The 12,541-nt window shown below is 42.2% G+C and carries 11 protein-coding genes; 7 read left to right on the top strand and 4 right to left on the bottom strand.

The genetic code is table 11. The features are described 5' to 3' along the window. Nucleotides 1-19: 19 nt before the first annotated feature. The 3 genes from rapA to B4J23_RS03785 all read left to right on the top strand — a co-directional run bounded on the left by rapA (nt 20) and on the right by B4J23_RS03785 (nt 4,198). Nucleotides 20-2,857: an RNA polymerase-associated protein RapA gene (gene rapA, locus B4J23_RS03775; protein ID WP_125279330.1), complete on the top strand. Its 2,838-nt coding sequence runs from the start codon at nt 20-22 to the stop codon at nt 2,855-2,857. Between the two features lie 145 nt (nt 2,858-3,002). Continuing rightward, the gene (locus tag B4J23_RS03780) at nt 3,003-3,269 is read left to right on the top strand and encodes a PAAR domain-containing protein (protein WP_004786323.1); all 267 of its coding nucleotides are present in this window, start codon (nt 3,003-3,005) and stop codon (nt 3,267-3,269) included. A 128-nt stretch (nt 3,270-3,397) separates the two neighbouring features. Beyond that, entirely contained in the window at nt 3,398-4,198 is an 801-nt protein-coding gene (locus B4J23_RS03785) for an alpha/beta fold hydrolase (protein ID WP_125279329.1), read from the top strand. A gap of 46 nt (nt 4,199-4,244) precedes the next feature. Here the strand turns inward: B4J23_RS03785 and fabR are convergent, their stop codons facing one another. Continuing rightward, the gene (gene fabR / locus B4J23_RS03790) at nt 4,245-4,922 is read right to left on the bottom strand and encodes an HTH-type transcriptional repressor FabR (RefSeq protein WP_004786319.1); all 678 of its coding nucleotides are present in this window, start codon (nt 4,920-4,922) and stop codon (nt 4,245-4,247) included. A gap of 153 nt (nt 4,923-5,075) precedes the next feature. Here fabR and B4J23_RS03795 point away from each other — a divergent pair, with 153 nt between their 5' ends. Then, nucleotides 5,076-6,140 carry a ferredoxin reductase gene (locus B4J23_RS03795; RefSeq protein ID WP_125279328.1) on the top strand — a complete coding sequence of 355 codons (1,065 nt, stop codon included), beginning with the start codon at nt 5,076-5,078 and terminating at the stop codon, nt 6,138-6,140. A gap of 14 nt (nt 6,141-6,154) precedes the next feature. Then, nucleotides 6,155-7,249, top strand: coding sequence for a fatty acid desaturase family protein (locus B4J23_RS03800; RefSeq protein ID WP_004786314.1), 1,095 nt, complete (start codon nt 6,155-6,157; stop codon nt 7,247-7,249). 53 nt (nt 7,250-7,302) lie between these two features. Here the strand turns inward: B4J23_RS03800 and B4J23_RS03805 are convergent, their stop codons facing one another. Continuing rightward, nucleotides 7,303-7,968, bottom strand: a complete 666-nt coding sequence (locus tag B4J23_RS03805; protein WP_034169968.1) for an HAD family hydrolase — start codon at nt 7,966-7,968, stop codon at nt 7,303-7,305. Next, nucleotides 7,935-9,140, bottom strand: a complete 1,206-nt coding sequence (locus B4J23_RS03810; protein WP_125279327.1) for a DUF1615 domain-containing protein — start codon at nt 9,138-9,140, stop codon at nt 7,935-7,937. The genes B4J23_RS03805 and B4J23_RS03810 overlap by 34 nt, the downstream gene beginning before the upstream one ends. 80 nt (nt 9,141-9,220) lie before the next feature. Between B4J23_RS03810 and dusB the strand changes: the two genes are divergently transcribed. Further along, nucleotides 9,221-10,246 carry a tRNA dihydrouridine synthase DusB gene (dusB, locus tag B4J23_RS03815; protein ID WP_034702925.1) on the top strand — a complete coding sequence of 342 codons (1,026 nt, stop codon included), beginning with the start codon at nt 9,221-9,223 and terminating at the stop codon, nt 10,244-10,246. A gap of 245 nt (nt 10,247-10,491) precedes the next feature. After that, on the top strand, nt 10,492-11,169 hold the full coding sequence (locus tag B4J23_RS03820; RefSeq protein ID WP_125279326.1) for a hypothetical protein: 678 nt from the start codon (nt 10,492-10,494) through the stop codon (nt 11,167-11,169). Between the two features lie 63 nt (nt 11,170-11,232). On the opposite strand, the gene B4J23_RS03825 is transcribed toward B4J23_RS03820, so the two are convergent. After that, entirely contained in the window at nt 11,233-12,276 is a 1,044-nt protein-coding gene (locus tag B4J23_RS03825; protein WP_125279325.1) for an NAD(P)H-dependent flavin oxidoreductase, read from the bottom strand. Nucleotides 12,277-12,541 lie beyond the last annotated feature (265 nt).

The raw sequence follows: 12,541 nt of genomic DNA on the forward strand, positions 1-12,541 counted from the left end.
TCTTGTACTTAAGATAAAGGTGGAAAAATTGCAGCAATTTGCTATTGGTCAACGTTGGTTATCAGATACTGAAACAGAACTCGGTTTAGGGGTTCTTATTGATGTTGATGAGCGATCGGTCAGCATTTTATTCCCAAAAAGCGATGAAACTCGCGTCTATGCTCGCAGTAACGCACCCTTATCTCGTATCGTATTTAATACGAATGATGAGCTGCAAGATCAGGAAGGTACAATCTGGACCGTTGAGTCAGTTGAAGACCGCAATGGCGTAGTGCGTTATCACGTGGTCCGTACTCTTGAAGATGGCACAGAAGAACGTAAAGCTTTAAATGAAACCCGTGTAGGTGCAACGATCCAGTTGTCCAAGCCTTTAGACCGTTTACTGGCCAGCCAGATTGACTATAAAGAATGGTATGACCTGCGTATTGAAGCCTTATTGATGCAAGCCAATATGCAAACCAGTCCATTGCGTGGTCTGGTCGGTTCGCGTGTAGGTCTGATTCCACACCAGTTGTATATCGCACATGAAGTCGGTCAGCGTTTTGCACCGCGTGTTTTACTGGCGGATGAAGTCGGTTTGGGTAAAACCATCGAAGCAGGTCTGATCATTCATCAGCAACTTAAAACTGGCCGTTCTGAACGTATTCTGATCTTGGTTCCAGATTCACTGCAATATCAGTGGATGATTGAGATGCGCCGTCGTTTCAATCTTGAATTCTCCCTATTTGATTTGGCTCGTACTGCCTCGATTAAAGAGCATGATTCTGAGTTAAATCCATTCCTGACTGAGCAGCGCATTATTGCTTCTGTGGACTTGATGGTGGATCACGAAGATCTACGCGAACAGGCGATTGAAGCGGGCTTTGACCTGTTGGTTGTCGATGAAGCGCATCACCTGATGTGGTCTGAGGAAGAAGGCGGCAATGACCGTTATGATCTGATCGAAGAGCTGGCAGAGAAAACACCGGGCGTATTGTTATTGACTGCAACACCAGAACAGCTCGGTGTAGAATCTCACTTTGCACGTCTACGTTTACTTGATCCGCAACGTTTCAGTTCATTGGATCGTTTCCTAGATGAAGAAGAGCAATATCAGCATACCGCTAAAATCGCTGAAGTACTGATGTCAGACCTTCCACTGGAAGCTGAGCATTTCACTGCGATTGAAAGCCTGCTTGGTCATGCGATTGAAGATACCCCAGAGCAACGTTTCCGTGCCATTCATGAATTGCTAGACCGTCATGGTACGGGTCGTATCCTGTTTCGTAACACACGTGAAGCGATTCAGGGCTTCCCGGGTCGTGACTGTCAGCCAGCACCATTGCCAGCGCCAGAAAACTGGTCTAAAGATGGCAAACTACGTGAACAGATGTGGCCGGAAGAATCTCAACTTGATGGCTCGTGGATGGAAACCGATCCGCGTGTAATGTGGTTGATGGAAAAGCTGCGTACTGATCTGAAACACAAAAAAGTATTACTGATTGCCCGTAGTGGTCCAGTGGTTGAAGCACTGGAAAATGTATTACGTCTGCATGCAGGTATCCGTACTGCCATGTTCCATGAAGGCATGAGTCTTTTGGAACGTGACCAGGCAGCAGCTTATTTTGCTGAAGAATCTTATGGTGCACAGATTCTGTTATGTTCTGAAATCGGTTCAGAAGGCCGTAACTTTCAGTTTGCATCAGACTTGATCCTGTTTGACTTACCGGCCAATCCGGATGTTTTGGAACAGCGTATTGGTCGTCTGGATCGTATCGGTCAGGAAAACCGTATCCAGATTCATGTGCCTTATCTGGTGGGTACTGCGCAGGAGCGTATGTTCCGTTGGTATAACGAAGCGCTGAATATTTTCAGCAACATTTCTCCAACGGCGCAAACGCTGCAAGAAAACTTTATTGTTGCCCTGAAAGATTGCTTGCTGGCAGATAAAGGTCAGGAATTTGAAGATCTGCTGGAAGAAGTTAGCGTACAACGTGAAGCGCTTGAAGCCGAGTTGCAGGAAGGTCGTGACCGTCTGCTTGAGTACAATTCTTGCCGCCCCGTCGTGGCACAGGAAATTGTTAATGCGCTTGAAGACTATGATGACAATACCACCTTGCCAATGTTCATGAAGCGTTTTATGGCATCGACCAATATCGACTTTGATGAGCAAAGCAATGGTACGGTGATCATCAAGCCAACGGATCAGATGCAGGTACAAGGTTTGACCCTGGATGAAGAGGGTATGACAGCCACCTTCTATCGTGACCAGGCTCAGATTCGTGAAGATGCTCAATATCTAACTTTAGAGCATCCATTCACTGAAAGCGTGATGGAAATGATCAATACTCAGGGCTTTGGTAGTACCAACGTTGCGGTCTTAAAGTCTGCAGCATTGCCACAAGGTTCTGTATTGATGGAAGTGTGGTTCAAGGTTGATGTGGTTGCACCAAAAGCACTGAACTTACCGTCAAGCTTGCCACAGCAGCTGATCCGTGTATTGCTGAGTGAAAAAGGTCAGGATCTGTCTCAGAAGATTGCGCCTGAAATCCTGAAACCATATCTACATCATTTAGATGGCAATAGCTGCCGTCAGGTAGTGAAAGCGCGCCGTGAAGTAATTGAAGCGCGTTATCAACAAGCATTGGAATTGGCTCGTTCAGCATTGCCAAACTTCAAGCAGCAGGCTAAAGAAGTATATGGTAATAAATGGCAGTATGAAATTGACCGTCTGACTTACTTAAAACAGTTCAACCCAAGTATCCGTGAAGATGAAATCGCACGTTTACAGAAATTGCAGAAAGAAGGTTTGAGTCTGTTAGAAGGTTTATCTGTAACACCTGAAGCGATTCAGGTAATGGTCGTGGTTAAGCCATAAAGTCTAATGAATTAAAAAGCAGCTTTCGGGCTGCTTTTTTATGGCTGGAATTAAAGTCATGATTGAGCTTTTGGTCGGGCTGTGCTAGCTGATATTTTCTGTATTGTTTAAAATCAGCACCTCTAAGAATAAGAAATAAAATATCATGTCCAAAGCATTGATCACTATTGGCGCGAAAACCAGCCATGGCGGTATGGTCACTGAATGTGAAAACTCTTTTTTAATTAATGGCATGGCGGTGCATCTGAATGGCATGAAGCATTACTGTCCCAAGTGCCAAACTACCGTGACAGCTATTGCTAGTGATTTATCTACAATAGTCAAAGGCAGGGCTGTAATCATTGCTGGAGATAAAGCCAGTTGTGGAGCCACTTTTTTGCCGATGCAAAACCTGACTATTTCCAAAAAATAATCATCTATATCCAGACATGAGTTCATAGTGACTTAAAGGTCATAGATTGATGAATTTGGTTCTGTAGAATTTTGCATTTCAATATTAAGCTTCTTTCAGACTTTATAAAGAAATGATCAAAGAAAATAATGAAACAGGTTTTGCATTTTACTCATGCCAATGGCATTCCATCGGCAAGCTATCGCAAGTTTTTAAATTATTTTCAGGATGAATATCAGGTCAAGGCAATTCCGCTGATCGGGATGAATCCAGCCTATCCAATTACCAAAGACTGGCGTTATCTAGTAAATGAAGTGATACAGGATATCCAGCAGCAATCTCCGGATCAAAAAGTGATTGGACTCGGGCATTCTTTCGGTGGTTTAGTAACCTTAATGGCAGCCTATCAACGTCCGGATTTATTTTCCAAGCTGGTGATCATGGATCCACCTTTCGTGATTGGTAAAAACAGTGCACTGTTTGAAGTTGTGAAAAAGCTTAATCTAAAAAGTATTGACCGTTTCACTCCGGCAGGTATTACCCTAAAACGTAAGGATTACTGGCCATCTAAACAGGACGCCGTTGCAGCACTAAAATCGAATCGTCTGTTTAAGCATTTTGATGAGCAATGTTTTCAGGATTATATTGAAAGCGGGATTGTGCCTGATCAAGAGCGTGAAGGAGTAACTCTAGCCATTCCTAAACAGATTGAGGCAGAAATTTTCCGGACTGTACCGGCTTGGTGGTGGCGTACACCAAGAAAACCACCCCAGGTTCCGATACATTTAATCACAGCAGAACGCAGCCAGTTTTATCAGCAAGGTTTACCACAAGGCATGCATAAGGTTTATCAAATTGATTATTCGGTGGTGCAGGGCGGACATATGTTTCCACTAGAGCATCCGGAAATGACGGCAAACCATATTAAAGCCAGATTGAAGAAGCTTTAATCTTGGTAATAAAAAAGACTCATAAAGAGTCTTTTTGGTGTCTAGCTTAACGGATTTGGGATTGATCCAGATGACGTGCGCCTTCCAGAATCATGCGAATCATGATCATGGTTTGTTCCGCAATTTCCTTACGGTCTTCAGGTGCCATATCGATCACATTGGCACCCATATTAAATACCAGTTGGGTAATCGCTCTGGCCGCAATCTCGGGATGAAATAATTTTTTATTATTTAGTCGTTCCAGACGGATCAGGTCTTCCTGAAGCTCCTGCTGGAAATAATTCAGTTGGCGTTCGACTGCCTGTTTATAAGATTTTGAACCAGTATAACCTTCACGTAATAACAGACTTAAATTGCCTTCATCAGCATCCAGCTGGGCAATAAAGACTTCAACAGAGCTACGGATAATACTGTTCTGTTTCGATGCTTTTAGGCGGGACTCATTGAGAATCTGACGCAGCACGATCCCGGCACGATCAATCAATTCAATCGCCAGTTCATCGATATCTTTAAAATGACGATAAAAACTGTTCGGAGCAATTCCAGCCTCACGAGCAACTTCACGCAAGCTTAAAGATGAAATACTTTTTTGTGGTCCAATCAGGTTTAAAGCAGCCTGAAACAGTTCTTCCTTGGTAATGGTCGCTTTACGGCCCACACTACGGACAATAATGGGCTCATCAATGCTTTTCGATGGTAAAGACGCGTCACTGCTTATTTTCATTGAAGGCTCATTCATGAGGTGATTAGTAAAAGGCATTAACACATTATAACGAAGGCGGTCCAGCTTGTGAAATGATTAGAAACAATACAAATGTATATACAAATATATATACAAGTGTATAATAATTAAAAATCCAAGGTGATGTCTAAAACGATGCCTGTACTCGAAAAGCTTAAAACACCATTAAATACGCTGAAAGAGAGTGTGATTGATCCATATGCGATTAATTTCTGGATGCAGAAATTAAATCCTTTATGGTCAATGAATCAGCCCTTAGGCAAGATTGTGCGCAAAGAACATGCTGCGCAGGATATGCTGAGCCTGACGATTCGTGTCAATCATTTATTCCAGTTCGGTCAGGCGGGCCAGCATCATCCTGTATTTGTGGTGGTGAACGGCATTCGTTATGAACGTAGCTATAGTCTGACCCGTATTGATCAGCAGCATATTTTATTGACGGTTAAAAAAGTGAATGCGGGTAAAGTTACTACCTGGTTTGCTGAACAGGCTGAAGTCGGCGATATCATTGAATTCGGTCAGCCTTTCGGTGACATGACTTTGCCAGAACAGGACAGCCCATTGCTTTTGCTTGCTGCGGGTAGTGGTATCACCCCAATGCTGAGTATGCTGGAAGCTTTAAAAGATAAAGCTGAACTGGTTGCACCAGTAACTTTATGGTACTGGGTTAAGAAAAACCAGGATGCTGCTTTCATTGCGCGTTTTGAAGAGCTGGCACAAAAGTTTTCAAACTTTTCTTATCAGGTATTTGCAACTCAGGAACAACCGGCTGCGCCGCGTCTTGATGAATCTTATCTAGACCAATTGCAAGCATTGGAACAAAGTACAGTCTATGCATGTGGACCATCAGGTTTTGTTGCGACTGCAGAACGACTGTTTGCTTCAGCAAAACTGTTCAAAAGTGAAGCGTTCAGCATGAGTCTGAATGATGAAGCTGATACCGGTTTTGTCAATGTAACCCTGACTCAATCGAAAAAAATCGTCACGATTCCTAAAGGCCAGTCGATTCTGGTGAGTCTGGAACAACAGAATATCCGACCGACCCATGGCTGTCGTATGGGCATCTGTAATAAATGTGCCTGTAATAAAGCGGAAGGTTCAACCAAGAATCTGGTCAATGGCGCACAAAATACCGAGCCGGGTAATCTTTTAAAAATTTGTGTTAACTCAGCGCAGACTGACCTTGTCATCGACTTATAAGCGAGTTTTATCCTATGAATATGCCAGTAAAATTACAGTATTTTAAAAATCCTAAAAACCGTGAACTGACCCAGTCTGAGCTAGATGAACTTGCACGTGAGCTTGATGCCATCAAACAGGAAGTGCTGGATGATTTAGGTGAAAAAGATGCCAAATATATCCGTCGCGTATATTCGAGCATCCGTTATTCATCGATTGCAGGTCGTGCCTTATTATTTGCAGGATGGTTCCCGCCAGCATGGTTGTTGGGTACAGGCTTATTAGGCTTTGCCAAAATCATGGAAAATATGGAATTGGGTCATAATGTCATGCACGGTCAATATGACTGGATGAATGATCCGAAGCTCAATGGCCAAACCTACGAGTGGGATATTGTCGGAACTTCAGACAACTGGCGTCAAACCCATAACTTCAAGCATCATACTTATACTAACATTAAAGGCATGGATGATGATATTGGTTATGGCTTGTTGCGTTTGTTCCCTGAGCAACGCTGGAAACCAGGTTATTTATTACAGCCAATTTACAGTATTCCATTTTGCTTGTTATTCCAGTGGGGCGTAGCCATTCAAAACCTTGAATTGGGTAAATACTTCAAAGGCCGTAAAACCAAAGAACAAACTCTTGAAGAATGGAAGCCAATGCAGCGTAAAATTGGCAAGCAATTATTCAAAGATTATGTATTCTTCCCGTTGATTGCAGGTCCTGCAGCATTACCGGTATTGACAGGTAACCTGGTGGCAAATGGCCTTCGTAATATCTGGACTTTCAGTATTATTTTCTGTGGTCACTTTACTAAAGATGTAGAAGTGTTTCCGAAAGCTGTGATGGAAAATGAAAGTCGGGGTCACTGGTATATGCGCCAGATTCGTGGTTCTTCAAACTTGACTGGTTCTGAAGCGTTTCATATTTTGACTGGACATTTAAGCCATCAGATTGAACATCACTTATATCCAGATGTGCCTGCACGCCGTTACCGTCAAATGGCGCCAAAAGTAGAAGCAGTATGTAAAAAATATGGTCTGAACTATAACAATGCCAGTCTGGTAAAACAGTATGGCAGCGTAATTAAACGTATTGTGAAATATGCATTTCCGTTTAAGAAGTAAGATAGATTTCAATAAAAAACCGCTGTTCATAGCGGTTTTTTATTATTCTCAGTTTAATTAATTATTTTAAGCTCAGACTCAGATAAATTCATTTCAAGTAGTGGAAGTACTTTATCTCGACCTTCCAGATAAGCATAATGTGCAAGGCTTAACATTGCCTCATCTTCTTCGCTATTTCCATAAGCATAAATTTCAGCATAATCTTCTAAATTATATTTTTCCAGGATTCTACTTTTCTTCTGATCCTTACTACAATCAGGTGTGTTGTATAAACCTGTCATTTTGCCTGTCAGAATTTCTACTTCACTACAAATCAGGTCAATTCCTAAATAAGTACAAACCGGTTTTAAATATAAATCTAACGAGGCTGAAACGAGAACGACTTGATGCCCGAGTTGCTGGTGTTGTTTGAGTTGCTTTAATAGCTTGGGATTCAATTTTAAAACAAGCCGCTGTGCATATTCTTCGGCAAGCTGCTGAATTTCCTGCGCATGACTATTTCTGAACATAGTGTAATACAGCTTCGGTCGCATTGCATGAGCAGGATAGAGCTTAAGATAATAAGCCTGAATCCAAGGCAGAATACGAAGCCCACGTTTCAGAATTTGCCTTTTCTTTAAGGCATAGAAAATGAACCCTGTAAAACTGTCATAAGGATACAGGGTTCCATCAAAATCAAATAAGGCTAGAGTTTTATGTTTTTGATGCGGCGCATGCATGTTTGATAACGACCATCGACACGGCTGGCAAACCAGTTAGTATTATACTCACGACTCAATTTTGGACCTGAGATCACGACTTCTGGCATCATCGCATAAATTGGCTCTTTACCGGTTTTTTCTTGATAAAGTTTACTGATGCCACGATAAGTCATAGTATCTTCAAAATCTTTAACTTTTTCTTTCTTTAAATCCGCCCGAATCTGACGTTCAGTAATAATAAAATTATTTTTTGCAAAAACGCTGATGAGCTCTCGTTCAGATTGACTCTTTTGTGAGCGAATCGCGCCATCTTTAGTATATAGCAGTAAATCGCCATCTAGGCTCAATTCAGCTTCGGTTAAGCTATTTAACATGCTCTGGAATGCTGCATTACGGCTGGAATACATCCCGGAGTTATAATCAGCAAAACGATAAATCGGTTTTTCATAATCCGCAGGGTACATCATCAATCGATGAATCCCGTAATAGAGTCCGCCGTACTGACTATACAGGTCACTACGCAAATCAGCAATACTGCCACCTTGACGTTTATATTCCTTGGCATAGCTGATATGAACCTGCATAGAACCCAAAGTTGTAATCGGATTCATTTTTTCGCCAATATTTTGTCCAAATAGTTTGGCTGCACCTGTCAGTGCACTTACATGATAATGCTTGGCCATGTAATCAAAGATTTCACGATAAAGTTCATCTAATTGACGTTCGGTTTTGACCCGGCGCATCTGGCTGAGATAATTGTCTTCTGGACTTGGCTGGTTTTTCAGTACATCCTGGAAATATCCTGCAACTGTTCCACCGATACTTTCACCAAGTTTATCTTTAAATTTTTCTTCCAGACGTTCCTGAACTTCTTTAACGGCTTTTTCACCAAGACCAGGAACTACCGGGTCTGCATTAAAGTTAGATTCCTGATCGACAACTGCCACGATTGAACAGATATTCTCTTTGGTTTGTGGAATACCGAGCTGGTCAGTGATGTCATAAATATCTTGTGCCCAGGATTCACGCTGGCTGACACGACCTGGAATGGCTTTACGAATATGTTCAACTTCAAGAGTTGGTTCATCATTTGACCACCATGAACCATTGCCACACCCTACAAGGCTAATAGATAAAGCAAGTATGGATACGGACTTAAGAGAAAAAACTTGAGCAAAATATTTGTTCATGGTGTCGTAAATAAATTGAAAAGATGAGTGAACAAGGCAGATGCAGTATACTATGCTCATCAACAAAGTGATGAATTTATATGTATATTGGTCCCTATCAACTGTCAAATAATTTGATTGTCGCTCCCATGGCAGGTGTCACCGATCGTCCATTTAGAACCTTATGCAAGTACTTCGGTGCGGGTCATGCGGTCAGTGAAATGATGACTTCTGACAAGACCTTGCGCATGAGCAAAAAGAGCTTATATCGGGCAAATTTTGATGGTGAGCTGGCACCAATCTCAGCGCAGATTGCTGGTTCTGATCCGCATGACTTAGCTGAGGCAGCACGCTATCAGGTCGCAAATGGGGCACAAATTGTTGATATCAATATGGGATGTCCAGCAAAGAAAGTCTGTAATAAGCTGGCCGGTTCTGCCTTGTTAAAGGATGAAGATCTGGTTGCACGTATTTTAGATGCAGTTGTTGCTGCAGTTGATGTTCCTGTGACTTTAAAAACCCGTTTGGGCTATCTCAACGGTCATGAAAATATTCTGCGAGTTGCAAAACGTGCTGAAGACGCGGGGATTGCAGCGCTGGCATTACATGGCCGTACTCGTGAAGATATGTACCTCAATACGGCACGTTACTCCTTAATCAAGGAAGTGAAAGAGATGCTGAATATTCCCGTGATTGCGAACGGAGATATTGATAGCCCTGAGAAAGCCAAATATGTACTGGACTATACAGGTGCAGATGCCATCATGATTGGCCGTGCTGCACAAGGCCGTCCCTGGATTTTTCGTGAAATTGCACATTATTTAAAAACCGGAGAGCATCTGGCTGCGCCAAGTATTGCTGAAGTGAAAGAGGTGCTACTAGGGCATTTATCTGAGCTTTATGAGTTTTATGGTGAATATTCAGGTTGTCGTATTTCACGTAAGCATATTGCCTGGTATACCAAAGGTTTACGTTCCAGCAATGAATTCCGTCAAAATATGTATCAGGTAGAAAACACCGCCGATCAATATAAAGTGGTGGAAAACTATTTTAATGGATTACTGGAACATGGACATATCATGAGCGATGTACAAATAGATCAGGTGAATCTTCTAGAAACCAAATAAAAAGAGAGATTTCCTAGTTCTTCTAAAAGGTACTGTTGTAAATACAGTACCTTTTTTATCTTATAGCTAAGATTTTATATGCTTCCGTTACATTCAGACCTTTATCGAACATAGCCGCATATTAAGTTCACTGAAACTGGACATGACATGGACATTGTTTACGTGAAATTGATCTAAGCTGAATTTCTAGCATGGCAAGATGTTTATTCAATCTTGTTCATTCTCATGATCAAGGGAGATCTATAATGACAAATACCAATCGTCCAGTTACAGACTTTGGCAATAAAACCTCGACTGAATTACCAGAGGAACGTAGTGACGCATTAAATCAAGATGCAACAGATGCCAGTGCTCGACCAGATTTGAATTCACCTCAAAAAGATAATCCTCGTGTGCCAGATATGAATGAAGGTGAGGATAATGTACTTGCTACCAGTGCAGGTACTTTAGGCGGGGCAGCAGTTGGAGCGACTGCCGGTCTGGTAGGTGGTCCTCCAGGGGCAGTAGTAGGCGGTATCATTGGCGGTGTTGTAGGCGGTATTGCAGGGAATGATATTGCTTCACCTGATCATCCGAAACAGACGGATAACTATGAGCATCCAGAAAATCATCCAGAGGCAGATAATTATCAGCATCCGGACACGATTAAGCAGGAAGATGATTACTGGAGAACTGAGCATACCAACCGTCCGTATTATACGGAATCACGCACTACTTACAGCGATCTCGACTATGATCGTGACTATCGTGGTGCTTATCGGGTTGGTTATGAAAACCGTCCACTATATGACCGTCAGACTGACTTTGAACATGCCGAACCTGAATTACGAACCAAATGGGAACAGGTGAAAGGTGAATCTCGTTTGAATTGGGAAGAAGCAAAATTTGCGATCAAAGATGCTTGGCATCGTATGACGCGTTAAAGAATCGATATAAAAAACCTCTCTTTGGAGAGGTTTTTTTATGTTCTAAAATTAAATTTTGCTTTATTTTTGTTTCATTTCCAGCACTAACTGATTAATTAAATCAGAAGCTTCCATCTCACGAATTTGCGCCACATTTGAACCTGCCCAAAACGCGCCATAACCCTGATCACCATGTTTGGACGCTGCTGCATGTAACTGCTTGGCCAGATCATAAGTATACGGATAGGCAGGAACATCCAGACGATTAGGCGTGTCTACGTCTATGTGCCAGTGATTAATGATGCCACGCGCTGGGCGGCCGGAAATGCTGGCACTAACTTGAGTCAGCGGCTTGGACAGTAGCGCTTTACGATAGGCGTCATTGGCATTGGAAGATTTGCATTGAACAAATGCTGTGCCCAATTGCACTGCTTCAGCGCCAAAGTCCATCATCTGACGGGCTTGTTCACCATTCATGATTCCGCCTGCAGCAACCACCGGCAGTGAAAAATGCTGTTTCATCAACTTGACCAGATTAGAAGTTTTGACTGAGGCATCAAACTTGGTGCTAAAGATACCCCGGTGACCTCCAGCCTCAATGCCTTGAGCAATGATGATATCAATCCCTGCTGCTTGAATGGCTTTGGCCTCAGCAAAATTGGTGGCAGATACCATCGTCAGAATACCGGCATCTTTTAGAGCCTGAATCTGGTGCGGAAGAGGAATACCAAAATGAAAGCTAACCGCACATGGTCTGGTTTCAAGAACCAGATTCAAGAAATCATCATTGTCTTTAAAACTTGGGTAAATACAGTGTAATTGAGAGGGTGGATTAATTCCGTATTCAGCAAATTTATCTTTAAACTGGTCAATCCAGGCTTGGGCTACGTTTTCATCAAGAGGCTGGCTGTCATGACAGAAAAAGTTAACCTGAAATGGACAATCTGTAAGTTCCTGAGTTTTTAAAATTTGCTGGCGCGCAGATTCTACGCTGCTAGCTCCCAAGCCAAGCGAACCCAGGCCTCCCTGATTTGAAACTTCCGCTGCCAGTTCAGGTGTCGAAACGCCTGCCATAGGGGCTAAAAAAATAGGATGTTTTATTCCAAGTTTTTCTAATAAAGACATAGATTTGCTCCCTGTTACTTTATCTACTTTGCCTATAGTCGCAGAATTAAGCAAATCATATTGGTTATTTTATTTTGAAATAATGCTGTATGGATAACGGTTCAATTACATTTCTTACGACATGAGATGTCGCCACAAAGACTGGAAAGCTATAGTGTATAGTGGGGAAAATTTATAATAGGTTTTTAGCCAACAACTTGCTGAAATCATGTCTGAACGTATCCGAGAAAAACTACAAATTTTAGCTGATGCTGCCAAATATGAT

The organism is Acinetobacter sp. UBA3025 (assembly GCF_002367915.1).
GTDB lineage: Bacteria > Pseudomonadota > Gammaproteobacteria > Pseudomonadales > Moraxellaceae > Acinetobacter.